At 63.0% G+C, this 22,499-nt stretch carries 21 protein-coding genes; 16 read left to right on the forward strand and 5 right to left on the reverse strand.

The window, feature by feature from the left end; genetic code table 11:
* Nucleotides 1–132 precede the first annotated feature (132 nt).
* The 14 genes from EGJ86_RS09330 (at nt 133) to trpC (ending at nt 16,108) form a co-directional block, all read left to right on the forward strand.
* Complete coding sequence (locus EGJ86_RS09330) at nt 133–1,230, forward strand: ABC transporter ATP-binding protein (protein WP_125834896.1); 1,098 nt, start codon at nt 133–135, stop codon at nt 1,228–1,230.
* 53 nt (nt 1,231–1,283) lie between these two features.
* The gene (locus EGJ86_RS09335; RefSeq protein ID WP_125834897.1) at nt 1,284–2,315 is read left to right on the forward strand and encodes an ABC transporter substrate-binding protein; all 1,032 of its coding nucleotides are present in this window, start codon (nt 1,284–1,286) and stop codon (nt 2,313–2,315) included.
* 66 nt (nt 2,316–2,381) lie between these two features.
* Complete coding sequence (locus tag EGJ86_RS09340) at nt 2,382–3,629, forward strand: ABC transporter permease (RefSeq protein WP_125834898.1); 1,248 nt, start codon at nt 2,382–2,384, stop codon at nt 3,627–3,629.
* Between the two features lie 81 nt (nt 3,630–3,710).
* Nucleotides 3,711–4,538, forward strand: coding sequence for an ABC transporter permease (locus EGJ86_RS09345; RefSeq protein ID WP_099525820.1), 828 nt, complete (start codon nt 3,711–3,713; stop codon nt 4,536–4,538).
* Between the two features lie 104 nt (nt 4,539–4,642).
* Nucleotides 4,643–6,007, forward strand: a complete 1,365-nt coding sequence (locus tag EGJ86_RS09350; protein WP_125834899.1) for a sigma-54-dependent Fis family transcriptional regulator — start codon at nt 4,643–4,645, stop codon at nt 6,005–6,007.
* A 176-nt stretch (nt 6,008–6,183) separates the two neighbouring features.
* The gene (locus tag EGJ86_RS09355) at nt 6,184–7,332 is read left to right on the forward strand and encodes an iron-containing alcohol dehydrogenase (protein WP_125834900.1); all 1,149 of its coding nucleotides are present in this window, start codon (nt 6,184–6,186) and stop codon (nt 7,330–7,332) included.
* Nucleotides 7,333–7,409: 77 nt separating this feature from the next.
* Complete coding sequence (locus EGJ86_RS09360; protein ID WP_125834901.1) at nt 7,410–8,789, forward strand: hypothetical protein; 1,380 nt, start codon at nt 7,410–7,412, stop codon at nt 8,787–8,789.
* 60 nt (nt 8,790–8,849) lie between these two features.
* Complete coding sequence (gene gabD, locus EGJ86_RS09365; protein ID WP_125834902.1) at nt 8,850–10,310, forward strand: NADP-dependent succinate-semialdehyde dehydrogenase; 1,461 nt, start codon at nt 8,850–8,852, stop codon at nt 10,308–10,310.
* A 163-nt stretch (nt 10,311–10,473) separates the two neighbouring features.
* Nucleotides 10,474–11,148 (forward strand): ribulose-phosphate 3-epimerase, encoded by a 675-nt coding sequence (gene rpe / locus EGJ86_RS09370; protein ID WP_070886142.1) that lies wholly within the window; start codon nt 10,474–10,476, stop codon nt 11,146–11,148.
* On the forward strand, nt 11,145–11,825 hold the full coding sequence (locus tag EGJ86_RS09375; protein ID WP_125834903.1) for a phosphoglycolate phosphatase: 681 nt from the start codon (nt 11,145–11,147) through the stop codon (nt 11,823–11,825). Before rpe ends, EGJ86_RS09375 begins: the two co-directional genes overlap by 4 nt.
* A gap of 303 nt (nt 11,826–12,128) precedes the next feature.
* Entirely contained in the window at nt 12,129–13,619 is a 1,491-nt protein-coding gene (gene trpE / locus EGJ86_RS09385; protein WP_125834904.1) for an anthranilate synthase component I, read from the forward strand.
* Between the two features lie 13 nt (nt 13,620–13,632).
* Complete coding sequence (locus tag EGJ86_RS09390) at nt 13,633–14,229, forward strand: aminodeoxychorismate/anthranilate synthase component II (RefSeq protein WP_125834905.1); 597 nt, start codon at nt 13,633–13,635, stop codon at nt 14,227–14,229.
* On the forward strand, nt 14,226–15,272 hold the full coding sequence (gene trpD / locus EGJ86_RS09395) for an anthranilate phosphoribosyltransferase (protein ID WP_125834906.1): 1,047 nt from the start codon (nt 14,226–14,228) through the stop codon (nt 15,270–15,272). The genes EGJ86_RS09390 and trpD overlap by 4 nt, the downstream gene beginning before the upstream one ends.
* On the forward strand, nt 15,269–16,108 hold the full coding sequence (gene trpC, locus EGJ86_RS09400) for an indole-3-glycerol phosphate synthase TrpC (protein WP_125834907.1): 840 nt from the start codon (nt 15,269–15,271) through the stop codon (nt 16,106–16,108). Before trpD ends, trpC begins: the two co-directional genes overlap by 4 nt.
* Nucleotides 16,109–16,156: 48 nt before the next feature.
* Here the strand turns inward: trpC and crp are convergent, their stop codons facing one another.
* Nucleotides 16,157–16,801, reverse strand: coding sequence for a cAMP-activated global transcriptional regulator CRP (gene crp / locus EGJ86_RS09405; protein ID WP_106733180.1), 645 nt, complete (start codon nt 16,799–16,801; stop codon nt 16,157–16,159).
* Between the two features lie 235 nt (nt 16,802–17,036).
* On the opposite strand from crp, the gene EGJ86_RS09410 reads away from it, so the two are divergent.
* A complete protein-coding gene (locus EGJ86_RS09410) occupies nt 17,037–17,459 on the forward strand; it encodes an OsmC family protein (protein WP_017675647.1) in 423 nt (140 codons plus the stop codon).
* Nucleotides 17,460–17,505: 46 nt separating this feature from the next.
* Here EGJ86_RS09410 and coq7 read toward each other — a convergent pair whose 3' ends face one another.
* On the reverse strand, nt 17,506–18,153 hold the full coding sequence (gene coq7 / locus EGJ86_RS09415) for a 2-polyprenyl-3-methyl-6-methoxy-1,4-benzoquinone monooxygenase (RefSeq protein ID WP_099525810.1): 648 nt from the start codon (nt 18,151–18,153) through the stop codon (nt 17,506–17,508).
* A 61-nt stretch (nt 18,154–18,214) separates the two neighbouring features.
* Nucleotides 18,215–19,042: a formylglycine-generating enzyme family protein gene (locus EGJ86_RS09420; RefSeq protein ID WP_125834908.1), complete on the reverse strand. Its 828-nt coding sequence runs from the start codon at nt 19,040–19,042 to the stop codon at nt 18,215–18,217.
* 123 nt (nt 19,043–19,165) lie between these two features.
* On the opposite strand from EGJ86_RS09420, the gene EGJ86_RS09425 reads away from it, so the two are divergent.
* Nucleotides 19,166–20,647, forward strand: coding sequence for an AAA family ATPase (locus tag EGJ86_RS09425; RefSeq protein ID WP_125834909.1), 1,482 nt, complete (start codon nt 19,166–19,168; stop codon nt 20,645–20,647).
* A gap of 8 nt (nt 20,648–20,655) precedes the next feature.
* Here the strand turns inward: EGJ86_RS09425 and EGJ86_RS09430 are convergent, their stop codons facing one another.
* Complete coding sequence (locus EGJ86_RS09430; protein WP_125834910.1) at nt 20,656–21,444, reverse strand: SDR family oxidoreductase; 789 nt, start codon at nt 21,442–21,444, stop codon at nt 20,656–20,658.
* Between the two features lie 9 nt (nt 21,445–21,453).
* Complete coding sequence (locus EGJ86_RS09435; RefSeq protein WP_125834911.1) at nt 21,454–22,416, reverse strand: DUF805 domain-containing protein; 963 nt, start codon at nt 22,414–22,416, stop codon at nt 21,454–21,456.
* Between the last annotated feature and the right edge of the window lie 83 nt (nt 22,417–22,499).

A 22,499-nucleotide genomic window follows, 5' to 3' on the forward strand; every position in this document is an offset into this window, starting at 1 on the left:
TTTGTAGGGCGATCCCTACACGAGATTCTCCTCGCGCCTGATATCAGCTTGTCATCCCGCCCGATTTTTCGCCCTGTCTCGCCGACCTAATCTTGGCTCATCGGCCTGAGACAAGAACAAGGGTGTGGTGTGATGGCAAACGATGTACTGGTGAGCTTCCGTGGCGTACAGAAGAGCTATGACGGCGAAACGCTGATCGTCAAAGACCTCAACCTGGATATCCGCAAGGGTGAGTTTCTGACCCTGCTCGGCCCGTCCGGTTCCGGCAAGACCACCAGCCTGATGATGCTGGCCGGTTTCGAGACGCCGACCGCTGGCGAAATCCTCCTCGATGGCCGCTCGCTGAACAAACTGCCGCCGCACAAACGCGACATCGGCATGGTGTTCCAGAACTACGCGCTGTTCCCGCACATGACGGTGGCGGAGAACCTGGCCTTCCCGCTGAGCGTGCGTGGCATGTCGCGCACCGATATCAGCGAACGGGTCAAACGTGCCCTGTCCATGGTGCAGCTCGACAGCTTCCGCAACCGTTATCCGGGCCAGCTTTCCGGTGGCCAGCAGCAGCGTGTGGCCCTGGCCCGTGCGCTGGTGTTCGAGCCGCAGCTGGTGCTGATGGACGAACCGCTCGGCGCGCTGGACAAGCAACTGCGCGAACACATGCAGATGGAGATCAAGCACCTGCACCAGAGCCTGGGCGTAACCGTGGTCTACGTCACCCACGATCAGGGCGAGGCGCTGACCATGTCCGACCGCGTGGCCGTGTTCCATCAGGGCGAGATCCAGCAGATCGCGCCGCCGCGCGAACTCTACGAAGCGCCGCACAACACCTTCGTCGCCCAGTTCATCGGCGAGAACAATCGTCTGGCTGGCGAGCTGGTCAGCCGCGATGGCGAGCAGTGCGTGGTGCGCCTGGCGCGCGGTGAAGAAGTGCGCGCCACGGCGGTCAACGTCGGTGCCGTCGGTGAGGCGGTGAGCCTGTCGATTCGCCCTGAGCGTATCCGCCTCAATGGCCACAGCGAGTCCTGCCCGAATCGTTTCTCCGGGCGTATCGCCGAGTTCATCTACCTGGGCGACCACGTGCGTATCCGCCTGGAGGTCTGCGGCAAGTCCGATTTCTACGTCAAGCAACCCGTCGCCGAGCTCGATCCGGCGCTGACGGTTGGTGACCTGGTTCCGCTCGGCTGGTCTGTCGAGCATGTCCGCGCGCTGGATCCACTCCACATCGAGTGAGTCTTTCGCGCAGTGCTTCACCTTTACCCCGTAACACAGAGGAGCTGATAAGAATGACGAAATCCCTGAAGCTCGCGGCGTTGGCCCTGGGCGTTAGCTGTGCCATGCCGGCACTGGCGGTGGATCTGACAGCGGTATCCTTCGGCGGCGCGAACAAGGCGGCGCAGGTCAAGGCGTTCTACGAACCCTTCGAGAAGGAAACCGGCAACAAGGTGCTCGGCGGCGAATACAACGGTGAAATGGCCAAGGTCAAAGCCATGGTCGACACCCGCAGCGTGAGCTGGGATCTGGTGGAGGTGGAGTCGCCGGAACTGGCCCGCGGTTGTGACGAAGGCCTGTTCGAGGAGCTCGATCCGGCCCAGTTCGGCGATGAGTCCAACTTCATCGACGGCGCCATCCAGTCGTGCGGCGTGGGCTTCTTCGTCTGGTCCACGGTGCTCGCCTACAACGCCGACAAACTCAGCGCGGCGCCGACCAGTTGGTCCGATTTCTGGGATGTAGCGAAATTCCCGGGCAAGCGCGGCCTGCGCAAGGGCGCCAAGTACACCCTGGAATTCGCCCTGATGGCCGATGGCGTGCCGGTCAAGGACGTATACAAGGTGCTGGCCACCAAGGAAGGTCAGGATCGCGCATTCAAGAAACTCGATGAGCTGAAACCGAACATCCAGTGGTGGGAAGCTGGCGCCCAGCCGCCGCAGTACCTGGCCTCCGGCGACGTGGTGATGAGCTCGGCCTACAACGGCCGCATCGCTGCCGTGCAGGGCGAGAGCAACCTGCAGGTGGTATGGAACGGCGGTATCTACGACTTCGACTCCTGGGCCATCCCGCGTGGCGCCAAGAATGCCGAACTGGCCAAGGAGTTCATCGCGTACTCGGTCAAGCCCGAAGCGCAGAAGACCTACTCGGAGAATATCGCCTACGGCCCGGCCAACAAGCAGGCCATCGAGCTGCTGGCGCCGGAGCGTCTGAACCTGATGCCGACCACCCCGGAAAACATCGCCAACCAGGTGGCCATCGATGTGACCTTCTGGGCTGACTACGGCGAGCAGCTGGAGCAGCGTTTCAACGCCTGGGCCGCGCGCTAAGTCGCCTATCCGGCCCCGCCTCATGGCGGGGCCGTCTGAATTCCTTTCTTGCTTGCGGAGTTGCCCATGGCCGCCGTACTGCCTGCCAATGATTTGCCCGGGCCGAGCCTGAAGCAGCGACTGGCCCGTGCCGAGCGTTTCAATCGCCTGAAATCCAAGGCGCTGATCCTGCCGTTGTTGCTGTTCCTTCTGCTGACCTTCCTGCTGCCTATCGGCGCACTGCTCATTCGCAGTGTGGACAACCCGGAAGTGGTCGGCAGCCTGCCGCGCACCGTCGAGGCGATTGCTGCCTGGGATGGTCGCGGCCTGCCGGATGAGGCGGTATACCGGGCGATTGCCAGCGATATGCTCGAGGCACGGCGCAATCAGAGCCTTGGCGATCTGTCCAAGCGCCTGAACATGGAGCTGGCGGGCTTCCGTAGCCTGGTCAGCGCGACCGCACGCAAGCTGCCGCTCCGCGAGGAGCCGGCGTCCTATCAGGACGCTTTCCTTGATATGGACGAGCGCTGGGGCGACCCTGCCTATTGGCAGGTGATCCGCCGCAATGCGTCGTCGGTCACGCCGTACTACCTGCTGGCCGCGCTCGATCACCGCATCGACGACCTCGGCGAACTGGCCCAGGCCACGCCGGATCAGGCCATCTACCTGGACATCTTCGCCCGTACCTTCTGGATGAGCCTGGTGATCACCGCCATCTGCCTGGTGCTGGCCTATCCGCTGGCTTACCTGCTGGCCAACCTGCCGACGCGGCAGGGCAACCTGCTGATGATTCTGGTGTTGCTGCCGTTCTGGACATCGATCCTGGTGCGCGTCGCGGCCTGGATCGTGCTCTTGCAGTCCGGAGGGCTGATCAACAGCGCGCTGATATCGCTGGGCATCATCGAGCAACCACTGCAACTGGTGTTCAACCGCAGCGGTGTGTACGTGGCCATGGTCCACATCATGCTGCCGTTCATGATCCTGCCGATCTACAGCGTGATGAAGGGCATCTCGCCCAGCTACATGCGTGCGGCGGTATCGCTTGGCTGCCATCCGTTCGCCAGCTTCTGGCGGGTGTACTTCCCGCAGACCTTGGCCGGTGTCGGTGCGGGTTGCCTGCTGGTGTTCATTCTGTCGATTGGCTACTACATCACCCCGGCGCTGCTGGGCAGCCCGAACGACCAGATGATCAGCTACTTCGTCGCCTTCTATACCAACACCACCATCAACTGGGGCATGGCCACAGCCCTAGGCGGTCTGCTGCTGGCCGCGACGCTTGTGCTCTACGTGGTGTACAGCTGGTTGGTCGGCGCCAGCAAACTGCGCCTGGGTTAAAAGGCCTGCCGTGCAGGCCAATCTGATAACCCTCTGCCGTCAGCGGCAGAGGGGAGCTAAATGCTAAATGGAGTCACAGCCATGCTCAGCCCTTACATGTCACCCGTCGAGCGCCTCTGGTACTACGGCCTGCGCATTCTCTGCGGCTTGGTGCTGCTGTTTCTGATCCTGCCTGTGCTGGTGATCGTGCCGCTGTCGTTCAACTCCGGCACCTTCCTTGTTTACCCGCTGCAGGGCTTCTCACTGCGCTGGTACGAGGACTTCTTCATGTCCGCTGACTGGATGCGTTCGCTGAAGAACAGCCTGATCATCGCCCCGGCCGCCACAATGCTGGCCATGGTCTTCGGCACCCTGGCGGCCATCGGCCTGACCCGTGGCGAGTTCCGTGGCAAGGCGCTGGTGATGAGCCTGCTGATCTCGCCGATGATCGTCCCGGTGGTAATCATCGGTGTCGCCAGCTACCTGTTCTTCGCGCCGCTGGGCATGGGCAACAGCTACCTGTCGCTGATCCTGGTGCATGCCGTGCTCGGCGTGCCGTTCGTGATCATCACCGTGTCGGCCACGCTGCAGGGCTTTAACCACAACCTGGTGCGTGCCGCCGCCAGCCTCGGGGCCTCGCCGCTGACGGCGTTTCGCCGAGTGACCCTGCCGCTGATTGCGCCGGGCGTAATTTCGGGTGCGTTGTTCGCCTTCGCCACCTCGTTCGACGAAGTGGTGGTGACCCTGTTCCTCGCCGGCCCCGAGCAGGCCACCCTGCCGCGGCAGATGTTCAGCGGCATCCGCGAGAACCTGTCGCCGACCATCGCCGCCGCCGCGACCCTGCTGATCGGCTTCTCGGTGTTGCTGCTGCTGACTCTGGAGTGGCTGCGTGGGCGCAGCGAGAAACTGCGTACTTCGACGCCGGAATAAATCGCCGCAGTTGCATGTTCAAGGCCTCGCCGGGAAACCGGCGAGGCCTTGCTCATTTCCGGGCGTAGAATGTGTAGTTTCTCCTGACCCAACAAGGCAGCCAGATGGACTTCGATGATCCCGGTTTTCGTGAGCTGATCGACGCGTTGCACGATGGCGTCTACATCACCGACGCCGATGGCATCACCCTAAAGGTCAACAGTGCCTATGAGCGTCTGACCGGGCTGCGTGCCGAGGACGTCGTCGGCCAGCATATGCAGGCGCTGGTAGAGCAGGGTGTGATCTCGCAGTCGGTGTCCTTGCGCGTGCTCAAGGAAGGCAAAGCGCTGTCGCTGATGCAGAGCGTCAGCCAGGGCAAACGCCTGCTGGTCAGTGGTACGCCGATCTTCGCCGCCGATGGACGCGTGCGCTACGTGGTCAGCACCGTGCGCGACATGACCGAGCTGCTGCGCATGAAGCACGAGCGCGACGAGCTGCAGCAACTGAAGCAGCTGCGCAACAGCACGGCCAAGCTGCATGCCGGTCAGCGTGACGACCTGCTCGATGCCTCGCCGGTCGCCGACAAGCCCGCTTCAGGACGCGTCTTCATGCAGGCGCGGCAGGTCGCGGCCAGTGACGTGAAGGTGCTGCTGCAAGGGGAAACCGGCGTCGGCAAGACTCTGATCGCCCAGTACATCCACAAGAGCAGTCCGCGCGCGGCGCAGCCCTTTCTGGCGCTGAACTGCGGTGCGCTGCCGGAGAACCTGATCGAGGCCGAGTTGTTCGGCTATGTGCCAGGCGCGTTCACCGGCGCCGGCAGCAAGGGCAAGCGCGGCCTGCTCGAACTGGCGCATCAGGGCACGGTTTTCCTCGATGAGATCGGCGATCTGCCGCTGCCATTGCAGGTCAAATTGCTCAAGGTGATCGAGGAGAGCCGCTTCATCCCGGTCGGTGGTCTGGAGTTGAAGGAGGTGGATGTACGCATCATCACCGCCACCCACCACGACTTGCGCACGATGGTCGCCGAGGGCCGCTTTCGCGCCGACCTCTACTACCGCCTCAACGTCGTGCCGATCCACATTCCGGCGCTGCGCGAGCGCCCCGAGGAAATTCAGCCGTTGCTGGATTTCTACCTGGCCGAATTCAATCAGCGTTATGGTCGAGTGCTGAGCTGGGAGCTCGAGGCGCTCGACGCGCTGACCGACTACGCCTGGCCCGGCAACATCCGTGAGCTGATCAATCTGGTCGAGCGCCTGGTGGTGACCTGCAGTGGTGAACGCATCGAACTGTGCGATCTGCCGGAGGAAATGCGCGTCGCCCGCAGCGATGTCGACGACCTGCTGCCATTGCGCAAGCAGGTGGAGAACCTCGAGCGGCGCCTCATCCGCCGTGCGCTGATGCAGCACAAGACCACCCGTGAAGCGGCCAAGGTGCTCGGTCTGAGCCAGGCGACGCTGGTGCAGAAGATGAAGCGCTGGGAACAGGGTTGATTGGGAAATGGATCGTAAAAGGCTCTTCTGATTGGTTTTCTGATCAAGCGTAACCCGCTGCGTGCTGTGACAAATCGACGCAAGCCTTCTAATTCGCAGCTTTCAGCAAGCTGGCACAGGAATGGCTATAGCAAGCCCGAACCCGTTCAGCATAACAACGCATAAGGGGCCTGCTGATGAACACTGCCGCATTCAAGATCGCCAACAAGCTGCTGACCGGCCAGGGTGCCGTGGAGCAACTGGCGCTCGAACTGCCTCGATTGAATATCACCAATCCGCTGATCGTTACCGACGCCATCCTGATCAAGTCCGGTACGGTCGAGCATGTCCTCAAGCAACTCGGTGAGCGCCGCTATGGCATCTATGACGGTGTCGAGCCGGAACCGGAAATCGCCATCGTCGAAGCCTGCGCCAAGGTGTACCGCGACGGCGGTCACGATGGCCTGATCGGTGTCGGTGGTGGCAGCGCCATCGACATCGCCAAGGCCGTGGCTGGCTATGTCGGGCATGACGGTGCATTGGAAGAGTTGTTCGGCGTTGACCAGATCAAGCGCAAGGGCCCGCCGTTGATTGCCATCCCGACCACTGCTGGCACCGGCTCGGAAGTGACCAATGTGTCGATCCTCTCCGACAAGAAGGCGCAGCTGAAAAAGGGCATCGTCAGCGATTACCTGCTGCCGGACGTCGCTCTGGTTAGCCCGCTGATGACCCTGACCTGCCCGCGTGGCGTGACCGCCGCCAGTGGCGTCGATGCATTGGTGCACGCGGTGGAGTCCTACCTGTCGGTCAATGCTTCGCCGATCACCGACGCCCTGGCCATCGGCGCCATCAAGCTGATCGCCAAGGCGTTGCCCAAGGCCTATGCCAATCCGGCTGACCTACTCGCTCGCGAAGACATGGCGACCGCCAGCCTGATGGCCGGCATGGCCTTCGGTAATGCCGGCGTGGGCGCGGTGCATGCGCTGGCGTATCCCCTGGGCGGACGTTTCAACATCGCTCATGGCGTCAGCAATGCCTTGCTGCTGCCCTACGTGATGGCCTGGAACAAGCTGGCCTGCGTCGAGCGCATGGCCGAGATTGCCGCTGCTCTCGGTGTGCAAACCCATGGCCTGAGCGACAAGGCCGCCGCTGACCTGGCCGTCGAGGCCATGGCCGAGCTGTGCGCCGACGTCGACATCCCCAAGGGCATGCGCAGCTTCGGTGTGCCGGAAGACGCCATCCCGGCCATGGCCGAGGAGGCGAGCAAGATCGATCGACTGATGCGCAACAATCCGCGGCGCCTGACGGCTGGCGATATCGAACAGATCTACCGCGCTGCCTACTGATTACCGCAACGAAGATGAAAGGCCCCAGGGTGCTGGGGCCGGCTGAAATACAACTCTAATAAAGCTGGGTGACTCAAATGTCCGAACTGCATCAACAAGACCTTGGTGTGGAAGCCCCCTACTGGCCGGTGGGGCCATTCAAGGTGCGTCTGCCTTTCATTCATTACCGCTTCGAGATATCCGACTACATGCAGGGCCTGCTCATGTGCGCGGTGGATCTGGCGGCGATTCCGCTGATGACCGAGTTCCTCGGCATGCCCTTCGAGGTGGCGCTGGCAGTGGTCATGCTCAATGGCCTGTTGTACCTGACTCACCACCTGCTGGGTGACCCGGTCGTTCCGGGCTGGATCACCCCGGCGATCCCACTGCTGATGGCCTACTGCAGCCAGTTCCCGGAGGGCCCTGAGCGGGTGCATGCGCTGATTGCCTTCCAGTTGATGCTCGGGGTGTTCTCGATAGGCCTGGGCATGACGGGCATGGCGCGCAAGGTGGTGTCATTGGTGCCCTCGGCGCTCAAGGCCGGCATCATCATGGGCGCCGGCCTTAGTGCGGTGGTGACGGTATTCAAGGAAGGTGGTCGTTTCGATAGCTTCCCCTGGACCATTTCCATCGCCATCGGTATCGCCTTTTACCTGGTGTTTTCCATCCATTTCCAGGAGCTGAAGAAGCGCAACCGCTTCTGGTGGAACTTCGCCAAGCTGGGCATCTTCCCGATCATCCTGCTGGCGGTGATCGTCGCGCCGATTTTCGGCGAGGCACCCTGGCCTAGCATCGAGTGGGGCATCAGCCAGCCGGACTTTGTCACCCTGTGGAACGAATACACCGTGTTCGGCCTCGGCATGCCGCCACTGATGATGTTCGTCACCGCCATTCCCACCGTGTTCGCCGCCTATCTGGTGGTGTTCGGCGACGTGCTTGGCGCCAAGGCAATCCTCGGCGAAGCCGACCACGTGCGGCGTGACGAGAAGGTCGACTTCAACCCCAACCGCTCGCACCTGATCTTTGGCGGACGCAATGCCTTCATGAGCATATTCGGGCCGGACGTGGCCATGTGTGGCCCGCAATGGTCGGCCATGCAGGTTGTAATCACCGAGCGCTTCAAGGGCGGCGCCAAGGCGATGAAGTCGATCTACGGCGGGGTTGGCTCGTTCCGTTGGGGCACCAATACCGGTCTGCTGTTGTTGCCGGTGGTGACGCTGGTGCAGCCGATTCTCGGTGTGGCGCTGGCACTGACCCTGCTGATCCAGGGCTACGTCAGCGTGCGCCTGGGCATCATGGAGGCACGCAGCCAGCGTGACCTGGGCATCGCCGGGGTGATCGGCGCGGTGCTGGCGATCAAGGGCGCCGGCTGGGCCTTCGCCATCGGCGTTGGTCTGTGTGCGCTGATCTACGGAGCACGGATGTTCCGCGGCGAGAACGACCAGACCTTCACCAAGGATCTGCCGCCCACCGAGTGAGGCCTTCAACCCCTAATTCAGCCGAGGGGTGATCTATTCCCTCGGCAGCAGGAGAAAATCATGCAACTGAACGATCCCGATCTGCTGCGCCACCAGGCCTATATCGACGGCCAGTGGTGCGACGCCAGCAATGGCGATGTGACTGAAATCTTCAATCCTGCCAACGGCGAGTCGCTGGGCGTCGTGCCGAACATCGGTGGCGCGCAGACCCGTCAGGCCATCGAGGCGGCGCAGGCTGCCCAACCCGCCTGGCGTGCGTTGACGGCCAAGGAGCGCGCGGCGCGGCTGCGCAAATGGTACGAGCTGATGCTGGCCAACCAGGAGGATCTGGCGCGGATCATGACGGCCGAGCAGGGCAAGCCGCTGACCGAGGCCCGTGGCGAAGTGCTTTACGCGGCATCCTTCATCGAGTGGTTCGCCGAAGAGGCCAAGCGCGTCTACGGCGACACCATTCCCGGCCATCAGCCGGACAAGCGCCTGATCGTGACCAAGGAGCCCATTGGCGTGACCGCAGCGATCACGCCCTGGAATTTCCCGGCGGCGATGATCACCCGCAAGGCAGGTCCGGCACTGGCCGCCGGCTGCGCCATGGTGCTCAAGCCGGCGCCGCAGACACCGTTCAGTGCTCTAGCGCTGGCGGTGCTGGCCGAGCGCGCGGGGATTCCTGCCGGGCTGTTCAGCGTACTGCCGGCTGATGCCGAGCGTTCCCGTGAAGTGGGTGCCGAGCTGTGTGCCAACCCCATCGTGCGCAAGCTGTCGTTCACCGGCTCCACCGGTGTCGGCATCAAATTGATGGAGCAATGTGCGCCGACCCTGAAGAAGCTCTCGCTGGAACTGGGTGGCAATGCGCCATTCATTGTCTTCGAGGATGCCGATCTCGATGCTGCGGTCGAGGGTGCACTGGTAGCCAAGTACCGCAACGCCGGGCAGACCTGCGTCTGCGCCAACCGTATCTATGTGCACGACGCCGTCTACGACTCCTTTGCCGAGAAACTGGCCGCGACCGTGGCCAAGCTGCGGGTCGGCCCTGGAGACGAAGCCGGCGTGGTCATTGGCCCGTTGATCGACGGCAATGCCGTGGCCAAGGTACAGGCGCATCTGGCCGATGCGCTGGAGAAGGGCGCCAAGGTGTTGCAGGGCGGCATGGCGCACGCGTTGGGCGGGCATTTCTTCGAGCCCACGGTCATCACTGGCGTCACCGTGGATATGCGCGTGGCCCGTGAAGAGACCTTCGGCCCGCTGGCGCCGTTGTTCCGCTTCAGTGATGAGGCCGAAGTGGTACGTCAGGCCAATGACACAGAGTTTGGCCTGGCCGGTTATTTCTACACCCGCGATTTGGGGCGCACCTTCCGTGTCGCCGAAGCGCTGGAGTACGGGATGGTGGGTATCAATACCGGGCTGATCTCCAACGAAGTGGCGCCCTTTGGCGGTATGAAGGCTTCAGGGCTTGGCCGCGAAGGCTCCAAGTACGGCCTGGATGAGTATCTGGAGATCAAGTACCTCTGCCTCGGCGGTATCTGAATCAGGTTGCTATTGTGGGAGGGGCTTTAGCCGCGATAAAAGCCAGAAGCTCGCCGCTAAAACGCCTCCTACGGTCTCTGTCCTGTCTCCTGCGCTTGTCGATCAAGGGCGCCGCAGCCGTTACAATGCGCGCCACCGTGACCCAAGCCCTTAGAGGTGCGCCATGCAACCCTTCGCCATCGCCCCGTCGATCCTTTCCGCCGACTTCGCCCGTCTGGGTGAGGAAGTGGACAACGTGCTCGCCGCCGGGGCGGACATCGTGCATTTCGATGTCATGGACAACCACTACGTGCCCAACCTGACCATCGGTCCGATGGTCTGCTCGGCGCTGCGCAAGTACGGCATCACTGCGCCCATCGACGCGCACCTGATGGTCAAGCCTGTGGATCGCATCATCGGCGACTTCATTGAAGCTGGCGCCAGCTACATTACTTTCCACCCGGAAGCGTCCGAACACGTCGACCGCTCGCTGCAACTGATCAAGGCGGGCGGCGCCAAGGCGGGCCTGGTGTTCAATCCGGCCACCCCGCTCGATGTGCTCAAGTACGTGATGGACAAGGTCGACATGATTCTGCTGATGAGCGTCAACCCCGGCTTCGGCGGGCAGAAGTTCATTCCAGGCACCCTCGACAAGCTGCGTGAAGCCCGCGCGCTGATCGACGCCAGCGGTCGCGAGATCCGTCTGGAGATCGACGGCGGCGTCAACGTGCAGAACATCCGCGAGATCGCCGAGGCGGGCGCCGACACCTTCGTCGCCGGCTCGGCGATCTTCAACCAGCCGGACTACAAGGCGGTGATCGATGCCATGCGCGCCGAACTGGCCCAGGTGCGTGGATGAAACCGCTGCGCGAGCTATGCGGCGGTGAGTTGCCGCGCCTGGTGATGTTCGACCTGGACGGCACGTTGATCGACTCGGTGCCGGATCTGGCCGAAGCCGTCGACCGCATGCTGGTCGAAATGGGGCGTGCACCTGCTGGCGTTGAAAAGGTCCGTGACTGGGTTGGCAATGGCGCACGGGTGTTGGTGCGCCGTGCCCTGGCCGGTGGTCTGGATCACGCCGCCGTGGGTGAAGCCGAGACGGAAGAGGCGCTGGCGCGCTTTCTCGATATCTACGCCGACTGTCATAACCTGACCGCGCTCTATCCCGGTGTGCACGAGCTGCTCGAGGCGCTCAGCACTGCAGCCGTGGAACTGGCGGTGGTGACCAACAAGCCGGAGCGTTTCGTCGCGCCATTGCTGGAGCAGGTCGGCCTGGGCGGCTATTTCCGCTGGATCATCGGCGGCGACACCCTGCCGCAGCAGAAGCCAGACCCGGCTGCGTTGTTGCAGGTGATGCGCTTGGCTGATGTCACTACGGCGCAATCGCTGTTCATCGGCGACTCGCGCAACGATGTGCTGGCCGCCCACGCAGCCGGCGTGCCTTGCGTCGCAGTGAGCTATGGCTATAACCATGGCCGCCCGATTGCCGAAGAAAAACCGAACCTGGTGGTCGATAGCCTCGCCGAGTTGCTCTGACGAATCTTCAGCTGTTTTGTAGGAGCGGATTTATCCGCGCAACTGGCGATCGAGATCGCGGATAAATCCGCTCCTACCAAGCTAACGCTTTGCCCCGCTTGCAGCGCTTGGCGTGTAGCTGCTACCTTGGCCGCTCTCATTATTCCCCCGCCTGTCGAGATCGCACCGTGGTGGTTAGCTGCAAACTCTGGATGAAAGTGATCAAGGCCCTGGCCCGTTGGCGCTGGCGCGCCTGATCTCGTCCTGCCGCCGCTGCGCGGCCCGTTTGCACCCGACCGTTTACCCCGAGCCATGAGGCTGATCATGACCCATGAAGAATTCCTGCGTTTAGCCGCTGAAGGCTACAACCGCATTCCGCTTGCCTGCGAAACCATCGCCGACTTCGACACGCCGCTGTCGATCTACCTGAAACTGGCCGATGCGCCCAACTCCTACCTGCTGGAGTCCGTGCAGGGCGGCGAAAAATGGGGCCGTTACTCGATCATCGGCCTGCCGGCACGCACCGTGCTGCGTGTGCACGGTCATGACGTGGTGATCACCACCGACGGCGTCGAAGTCGAGCGCCACGAATCTGCCGACCCGCTGGCCTTCGTCGAGCAGTTCAAGGCGCGTTACAAGGTGCCGACCATTGCTGGTTTGCCGCGCTTCAATGGCGGCCTGGTCGGCTACTTCGCCTACGACAGCGTGCGTTACGTCGAGCCCAAACTGGCCGCCGGGGTGAACCCCGACGCGCTGGGCACGCCGGACATCCTGCTCAACGTCTCCGATGCCGTGGTGGTGTTCGATAACCTGGCCGGCAAGATGCACGCCATCGTGCTGGCCGATCCGGCTGAGAGCGATGCCTTCGAGCGTGGTCAGCAGCAGCTGCAGGACATCCTGCACAAGCTGCGTCAGCCGTTCACACCGCGTCTGGGTGTGGATCTGAACAAGCCGGCAGGCGCGGAGCCGGCGTTCCGCTCCAGCTTCAGCCGCGAGGATTACGAACGCTCGGTCAGCGCCATCAAGGATTACATCCTCGCTGGCGACTGTATGCAGGTGGTGATTTCCCAGCGCATGTCGATTCCGTTCAAGGCCGCGCCCATCGACCTGTACCGTGCGCTGCGCTGCATCAACCCGACGCCGTACATGTACTTCTTCAACTTCGGCGACTTCCACGTCGTCGGCTCGTCGCCGGAAGTGCTGGTGCGCGTCGAAGACAACCTGGTCACCGTGCGGCCCATCGCCGGCACTCGCCCGCGCGGCGCCACCGAGGAGCAGGACCTGGCGCTGGAAGAAGATCTGCTGGCCGATGCCAAGGAAGTCGCCGAGCACCTGATGCTCATCGACCTGGGCCGCAACGACACTGGGCGCGTCTCGGAAATCGGCTCGGTGAAACTGACCGAGAAGATGGTCATCGAGCGCTACTCCAACGTCATGCACATCGTTTCCAACGTCACCGGCGAGCTGAAAAAAGGCCTGACTTCGATGGACGCCCTGCGCGCCATCCTGCCGGCCGGCACCCTGTCCGGTGCGCCGAAGATCCGCGCGATGGAAATCATCGACGAGCTGGAGCCGGTCAAACGCGGCGTCTATGGCGGCGCGGTCGGTTACTACGCCTGGAACGGCAACATGGACACCGCCATCGCCATCCGCACCGCGGTGATCAAGGACGGCGAACTGCACGTGCAGGCCGGCGCCGGCATCGTCGCCGACTCGGTGCCCGCGCTGGAGTGGGAAGAAACCCTGAACAAGCGCCGCGCCATGTTCCGCGCCGTTGCGCTCGCCGAACAGACTGCCGTCCAGGCCCAAGAATAAGAGGAGCCGTACCATGCTTTTGATGATCGATAACTACGACTCCTTCACCTACAACGTCGTGCAGTACCTGGGTGAGCTGGGCGCCGATGTGCACGTGATTCGCAACGACGAACTGAGCATCGCCGAAATCGAAGCGCTCAAGCCCGAGCGCATCGTCGTCTCGCCCGGCCCGTGCACGCCGACCGAAGCAGGGGTATCCATCGAGTCCATCCTGCATTTCGCCGGCAAGCTGCCGATCCTCGGCGTCTGCCTTGGCCATCAGAGCATCGGCCAGGCCTATGGCGGCGACGTGGTGCGCGCGCGCCAGGTGATGCATGGCAAGACCAGCCCGGTGTTCCATGAGAACAAGGGCGTGTTCGCCGGCCTCAACAACCCGCTCACTGTGACCCGCTATCATTCCCTGGTGGTCAAGCGCGAAACCCTGCCGGATTGCCTGGAAATCACTGCCTGGACCCAGCATGAAGACGGCTCGGTCGACGAGATCATGGGCCTGCGCCACAAGACCCTGAACATCGAAGGTGTGCAGTTCCACCCTGAGTCCATCCTCACCGAGCAGGGCCACGAACTGTTCGCCAACTTCCTCAAGCAGACCGGAGGCGTGCGCGTATGAACATCAAGGAAGCCCTCAACCGCATCGTCGCCCAACTCGATCTGACCACCGAGGAAATGCAGGCGGTCATGCGCGAGATCATGACCGGCCAATGCACCGACGCGCAGATCGGCGCCTTTCTCATGGGCATGCGCATGAAGAGCGAGACCATCGACGAAATCGTCGGTGCCGCCAGCGTCATGCGTGAGCTGGCCTCGCCAGTGGAAATCGACGCCGAGCGCCTGGTCGACACCTGCGGCACCGGTGGCGATGGCATGAACATCTTCAACGTCTCCACCGCGGCGGCCTTCGTCGTCGCGGCGGCGGGCGGCAAGGTGGCCAAGCACGGCAACCGTGCGGTGTCCGGCAAGAGCGGCAGTGCTGACCTGCTGGAGGCCGCCGGTGTCTACCTGGGGCTCAAGCCCGAGCAGGTGGCGCGCTGCGTCGAGAGCGTTGGCGTCGGCTTCATGTTCGCCCCGTCGCATCATGGCGCGATGAAGCATGCCATTGGCCCACGCCGCGAGCTGGGCCTGCGCACCATCTTCAACATGCTCGGCCCGATGACCAATCCGGCGGGCGCCAAGCATCAGGTCATCGGTGTGTTCAGCCAGGCGCTGTGCCGGCCGATGGCCGAAGTGCTGCAGCGTCTGGGCAGCGAGCACGTGCTGGTGGTGCATGCGCAGGATGGTCTGGACGAGGTCAGCCTGGCTGCGCCGACCTTCGTCGCCGAGCTCAAGAATGGCGTGGTCAGCGAGTACCGTATCCAGCCCGAAGATTTCGGCATCAAGAGCCAGAGCCTGATCGGGCTGACCGTCGACAATGCCGAGCAATCGCTGGAACTGATTCGCGACGCTCTCGGTCGGCGCAAGACAGATAATGGCCAGAAGGCTGCCGACATGATCGTGCTCAACGCTGGCGCGGCTCTCTACGCTGCGGATCATGCCAGCAGCCTGCGTGAAGGCATGCAACTGGCGCACGACGCCCTGCACACCGGTCTGGCGCGCGAGAAACTGGAGGAGCTGGTGTCCTTTACCGCGGTATTCAAACAGGAGAACGAAGGGTGAGCGTACCAACCGTACTGGAGAAGATCGTCGCCCGTAAGTTCGAGGAAGTGGCCGCGCGCCGTGCCCAGGTCAGCCTGGCCGAGGCCGAGGCTGCTGCACGCAGTGCCGACGCTCCGCGAGGTTTCGCCCGCGCGCTGCTGGAGCAGGCGGCGCGCAAGCAGCCGGCGGTGATCGCCGAGATCAAGAAGGCTTCGCCGAGCAAGGGCGTGCTGCGCGCCGACTTCGTCCCGGCGGATATCGCCCGGAGTTACGAGGCGGGAGGCGCGACCTGCCTGTCGGTGCTGACCGATATCGATTTCTTCCAGGGCGCCGACCAGTACCTGCAGCAGGCCCGTGCTGCCTGTGCGCTGCCGGTGATCCGCAAGGACTTCATGGTCGATCCGTATCAGATCGTCGAAGCGCGCGCACTGGGCGCCGACTGCGTGCTGCTGATTGTCTCCTGCCTGGATGACGTGCGCATGGCCGAGCTGGCCTCTGTTGCCAAGGATGTCGGCCTCGACGTGCTGGTCGAGGTGCATGACGGCGCCGAACTGGAGCGGGCGCTGAATACGTTGGACACACCATTGGTGGGGATCAACAACCGCAACCTGCATACCTTCGATGTCAGCCTGGAAACCACTCTCGACCTGCTGCCACGCATTCCGCGTGACCGCCTGGTGGTCACCGAGAGTGGCATTCTCAATCGCGCCGATGTTGAGCTGATGGAGATCAACGAGGTCTACGCCTTCCTGGTCGGCGAAGCCTTCATGCGCGCGGAAAGTCCCGGCAGTGAATTGCAGCGCCTGTTCTTTCCCGAGCGCGGACGGCCAGCCGTGATCGGCACCGACCCCGAATAGCACGCATGAAAAAGCCGGCGATCAAGCCGGCTTTTTATTGGGCTGGTTTCAGCGGGTGCCGAAGACCACCATGGTCTTGCCTTTGACGTGCACCAGGCCCTGTTCCTCCAGCGACTTGAGTACACGGCCGACCATCTCGCGCGAGCAACCGACGATGCGGCCGATTTCCTGGCGGGTGATCTTGATCTGCATGCCATCCGGATGGGTCATGGCATCTGGCTGCTTGCACAGGTCGAGCAGAGTGCGCGCGACGCGGCCGGTGACATCGAGGAAGGCCAGGTCGCCGACCTTGCGCGTGGTATTGCGCAGGCGCTCGGCCATCTGGCTACCGAGGGCGAACAGGATTTCAGGGTCTTGCTGAGTCAGTTCGCGGAACTTGGCGTAGCTGATTTCCGCTACTTCGCATTCGGTCTTGGCGCGCACCCAGGCGCTGCGTTCCTTCTCTGAACCATCCTTTTCGAACAGCCCCATCTCGCCGAAAAAATCGCCAGAGTTCAGATAGGCGATGATCATTTCACGCCCGTCGTCGTCCTCGATGAGGATAGTGACCGAGCCCTTGACGATGAAGAACAGGGTTTCGCAGCGATCACCTGCATAGATGATGGTGCTTTTGGAGGTGTAGCGGCGGCGATGACAGTGCGCGAGAAGCTTGTCGAGATTCTTGATTTTAGGTGTAAGGGTAATAGCAACCATGCCCGAGTCCCGAATATGAAAAAATGAAGGCCTTTGTCCAACGGCAATTTCTTATTTGTTATCCGGCCAAGTGTGCCAGCAATCCGACGTCAGCTTAACAGACACGCTATGAGTGGGGTCTTTTTTGCGACCTGGGTAACATAACCCGGCGGAACTTTAGCGTAACCGACGAACATCGGACTGCTGCCCGGCTGTGCTAATCTGCCGGACTTTTCCACTCTGGGAGCCAAGAACGATGAAAGCGCGTGTGCAATGGGCCGGTGAAGCTCTGTTCCTCGGCGAGTCCGGTAGTGGCCATGCCGTGGTGATGGACGGCCCGCCCGATGCCGGTGGACGTAACCTTGGTGTTCGGCCGATGGAGATGCTGTTGATTGGCCTCGGTGGCTGCAGCAACTTCGATGTGGTCAGCATTCTGCGCAAGGGCCGCCAGCCGGTAGAAAGCTGCGAAGTGTTCCTCGATGCCGAGCGTGCAGGCGAGGAGCCCAAGGTGTTCACCAAGATCCACCTGCACTTCGTGGTCAAGGGCCGTGGGCTGAAAGAGGCTCAGGTGAAGCGGGCGGTGGAGCTGTCGGCGGAGAAGTACTGCTCGGCCTCGATCATGCTGGGCCGTGCCGGTGTGGACATCAGCCACGACTACGAAATCGTTGAGCTGGGCTGAGGTCCGCTGGAAATGACGAGGGCGCCGATTGGCGCCCTCGTTCGTTTCAGATGCGGTAGGTGCTCTTGGTCATGACCTTCGACAGCAAGGTCATGCCGAACTTGACTGGTGCCGGGAAACGCACGCCGCCGGCTGCCATGGCACTGTTGGCATGTTGCTGTTCGTCGACGCGCATCTGCTCGAGGATGGCGCGCGACTTGGTGTCGTGCTCGGGTAGTTGTTCCAGATGCTCATCCAGGTGTTTGCAAACCTGATCTTCAGTGGCAGCGACGAAACCCAGGCTGACGCGATCACTGACCAGGCCGGCGACGGCGCCCACACCGAAGGACAGGCCATAGAACAGCGGGTTCAGCACGCTCGGGTGGCTACCCAGTTCGCGGATGCGCTGCTCGCACCAGGCCAGGTGGTCGATTTCCTCGTCGGCCGCATGCTCCATGGCACTACGCACTTCCGGCAGTTTGGCGGTCAGCGCCTGACCCTGATAGAGCGCCTGGGCGCAGACCTCGCCGGTGTGGTTGATGCGCATCAGACCGGCTACGTGACGCGACTCCTCGCTGCTCAGCTCGCTGTCGTTCTGCACGATGGCGGGCGAGGGGCGGCCCGAGGCACCGCTGAATGGCAACAGCGTGCGCAGCGCGGCATCGGCTTGCAGTAGCAGGCGGTCGACGGGGGAATACTGGCGTTCGCTGGCCATAAGGCACCTCCAGAAGAAACAAGCTGACTAGTTTACTGCAAAGTCGCCAGGTCGTCCGCGCTCAGGGCAGCTCGCGCAGCACGCGAAACCCCAGCGCATAGTCACGGTGATGCGGTTGCTTGAGGTCGCGCATGCTGCTGCGCAGATAGACCGGGCCGCTGTTCCAGGCGCCGCCTCGCACTACGCGCGGGCTGTTGTCGAGCAAGCTGGCACTCTGCGTTTCGCTACCATCGAAGCGCTGGGTGAAGTTCGAGGCCGTCCATTCCCAGACATTGCCCGCGGTGTCATGCAAGCCGAAGCCGTTGGCCGGGAACTGGCCGACGGCTGCCGTCTTGTTGCGTAACAGGCGCGAGCTGGCGCAGCCGCGGCAGTGAGCGCGTGGCGCCTGCTCGCTACTGTCGAGCTGGTCGCCCCACCAGTAGTAGCTCTGGCTGCCGCCACGCGCTGCATACTCCCATTCGGCTTCGGTTGGCAGGCGATAGCGCGCGCCAGTCTCGCGTGACAACCACTGGGTGTAGGCGTGAGCGTCGCGCCAGGACACATGAATCACCGGGCGCTGCGCCGAAAGGCCCCAACCCTCGTTGTCAGGCATGGGCAATTCGTTGGCGTCGGCGTACTTCTGCCAGTCGGCGAAGGTGACTTCGTAGCGGCCGATGGCGAACGGTTGATCGAACGCAATCGCCCGTGGCGGGCGCTCGTTGTCATTGCCACGACCGCTGGCATCCCCCATACGAAACTCGCCAGCTGGAATCACTACCATCTCGGGGCCTCGGGCACCGCTGGGCAACGGGTCGCTGATGGTTTCAATGGCGACGGCCGGCAGGTTAACCAGCAGGCCGGCCGCGATGGTCATGGATACTGTGATGTGACGCGCGTTCAGCACTTGCACGGCGTGATGCCTCCGGCCACGATCTGCGTGTTCAGGCGGCCCATGCTGTAAGTTCTCGATTCTGTTAAACCGCGGATGGTAACCCTGCGTGCCTGGCTGGCCAAATCTCACAAGGAGTCGGTGTTGAAGAACGATATTCATGATCTTGGGCTGGTGCTGGACTCCAAGGTCAAGCTGGTGGTGATCGAGTCCTGGGACGAGCTGCGCGTGCTGGAAACCCTGACTGGTCTGGCGATCAAGCGCGGTCTCGGCCTGCATACCTGGTCAGTGACCGAGGGCCTGCAGCGGCTGGGCTTCGGTGGCGCGTCGGTGGACGAGTCACCGACCCTTGAGCCGGAAGCGGCGCTGCGCATGATCAAGGCCGATCTGCAGCCGAACCTCTACGTGATGTGCGACCTGCATCCCTTCCTTGATGACAACCCCAGGCTGGTGCGCTTGCTCAAGGAAATCGCCATGAGCGAGGCAGCGCACAAGCCGACGCTGGTGCTGGTGTCGCATGCGCTCAAACTGCCTGCTGAAGTGCAGCGTTTCGCGGCACGTTTCAGTCTCGCGCTGCCGTCGGAAGACGAACTGCTGGGCATCGTACGTGACGAGGCGACGCGTTGGAGCGAGGGCAATCGCGGCGCCCGCGTGCGCACCGATAACCGCACGCTGCAGCAGGTGGTGAAGAATCTGCGCGGCCTGAGCCATGCCGAGGCACGCGCGCTGGCGCGCAACGTGATCTGCGACGACGGCGCGATCACTCAGGAAGACATCCCCGAACTGAACAAGACCAAGTTCCAGTTGCTGGATCTGGAGGGCGTGCTCAGCTTCGAATACGACACTGCACGCTTCGCCGAAGTCGGCGGTTTGGTCAATCTCAAACGCTGGCTGGCTGAACGTCAGGCTGGCTTTCTCGAGGGCAAGCTCCTCGATGCGCCGAAAGGCGTGATGCTGGTCGGGGTACAGGGCGGCGGCAAGAGCCTGGCGGCCAAGGCAGTGGCCGGACTCTGGGGCTTGCCGCTACTGCGTCTGGATTTCGCTTGCCTGTACAACAAGTTCTTCGGCGAGACCGAGCGCAACCTGCGCGAGGCGCTGCGTCTGGCCGAACAGATGGCACCCTGCGTGCTGTGGATGGACGAGGTGGAGAAAGGGCTTGCCAGTGGCGACCACGATGGCGGCGTGAGCCAGCGGGTACTCGGCACCCTGCTGACCTGGATGGCCGAGCGTAAGGCTCCAGTGTTCGTGGTGGCCACGGCCAATGCCATCGACCGTCTGCCGCCCGAGCTGGTACGCAAGGGGCGCTTCGACGAACTGTTCTTCGTCGACCTGCCCAGTGCCGAGGTGCGGGCCGACATCTTCCGTATCCACCTGCAGCGCCGTGAACTGGAGCCAGGCACCTTCGATCTCGCGCAACTGGCTGCTGCCAGCGAGGGCTACTCCGGCGCCGAGATCGAGCAGGCGGTGGTCAGTGCGCTCTACGCAGGTCAGGCGCAGCAGCAGGCGGTCGATCAGGGCTTGCTGCTACGCGCACTACAAAGCACGGCGCCGCTGTCGGTGGTGATGGCAGAGCGATTGATGGCGCTGCGGGAGTGGGCCGATGGGCGGACGGTCAATGCCGGCTGAACAGCCAATCAGGCGCCGGTGAAGGGACGGGTCAGGCGACCACTGAGCTTGCGCACCAGCCAGCGCGGTCCGAGGCGTGGGCTCAGGGCCAGCAGGCGGTTGCGCCAGCCGGGAATGATGATGGCGCGGTTCTTTTCCAGTGCGCGAACCGTGATCAGCGCGACTTCCTCCGCGCTCATCATCAGCTTGCTGCCGGCGATCCGCGCGACGTCCATCTGCGCGGCGCGGAAGAAGGCGCTGTGGGTCGGGCCAGGGCAGAGTACTGATACACGCACGCCGCGGCCTCTCAGCTCCTCGCGCAAACCCTCGGAAAAATTCAGTACATAGGCCTTGCTGGCGTAGTAGCTGCTCATCCAGGGGCCGGGCTGAAAGGCCGCGACCGAGGCGACGTTGAGAATCTGCCCGCTGCCGTGCTCGGCCATGCGCTGACCGAGTGCGTGACACAGGCGGGTCAACGCCAGCACGTTGACTTCCAGTTGCTCCAGCTCGCGACTCCAGTCCTGTTCCAGGAACGGACCTGCGCAGCCAAGGCCGGCGTTGTTCACCAGCAGGTCGACGTGCCACTGGCCTTCCTCAAGCTCCAGCAACAGGCCGGACAGTTGCAGCGGCTCGCTCAGGTCGCAGAGTCGAAACAGCACCTCGACGCCGAAGCGCTGGGCCAGCTCGCAGGCGATGCTTTCCAGCGCATCACGCCGGCGCGCCACCAGGATCAGGTTGCGCCCCCGGCGTGCCAGGGCTTCGGCCAAGGCCAGGCCAATGCCGCTGGACGCGCCGGTGATCAATGCATAGCTGCGCATGGTCGGGAATTACTGCTCCTGATACTCGGCGGCGCGCTCGACATAGCCCTGATACTGGGGAATGGCGATGGCAGCGACGATGCCGCTGATGGGGATGAGCAGGAACAACCAGGCCAGTACCTTGACTGCGGTGCTGTTGGGGGGCGGTGGCGGGCCGTAGCGGTTGACGCCTTGAGTGCCCGGGATGATCAGCATCAGCAGGGCGAACACGCTGCCGACTACCGGGATCAGGTGCACCAGCAGCAACCAGCCGGACCAACCGATATCATGCAGACGCTGCACGCCGATGAAGATACCGATCACCACCGCGGCAATACTGACGATGCCCAGCGCCAGCATGGCCAGGGTCGAGGACATCGCTGCAATGCCGGTACCGATCAACATGATCGGGATGAAGCACAGTGTCATCGCCATCAGCCAGCCGAGGTAACGCACGCGGCCGATCCGGCCGCTGACGCCGAGGACCTTGAGCTCGGAGTACTGCGGCAATTGTTCGGCGACATTCGCCTGTGGCGGCGCATAGGGCGATGCAGTCGCTGCGGCAGGCGCTGTGGCTGGAGCAGCTTCGGCCAGTTGAGCCTGACGGGCGAGGTATTTCTCGATGATGATGCCGCAGGCGGAGCACTCGCTCGCCTTGGCCTGCTGATGACCACATTTGGGACAGGTCATGTGCGGTGTGGCCGCGTCCGCAGCCTGCTCGGTTTCAGCTTCGGTCGGCACCAGGCTCAGGCTGGCGGCCTGATCCAGCTCTATGCGCACGTTGGCACCCGCCTTCTGCAGGGCGCTGAGGTACTGCCCTGCCTCGCTTTCGCTCAGATCACGCTTGAGCGCCACCGGCGTTCCATTGAACAGACCGTCGATACGAGCAAGGTCGCTCTTGAACAGGCGTGCCAGGTTTGTCTTGACCATTTCCAATGACGCCTCGGGCATCAGTTGGCCGTCGAACACGATCTTGTAACGCGGTGGGTTCATGCGAGCTTCCTTGTCGGCGGGAAGGGTGGGGGAGCAAAGTGCCTGGTCAACTCAGGCGAGGCATAAGCCTAGAGTGCCGCGTG

It is taken from the genome of Pseudomonas sp. o96-267 (assembly GCF_003935465.1).
Classification (GTDB): Bacteria; Pseudomonadota; Gammaproteobacteria; order Pseudomonadales; family Pseudomonadaceae; genus Aquipseudomonas; species Aquipseudomonas sediminis.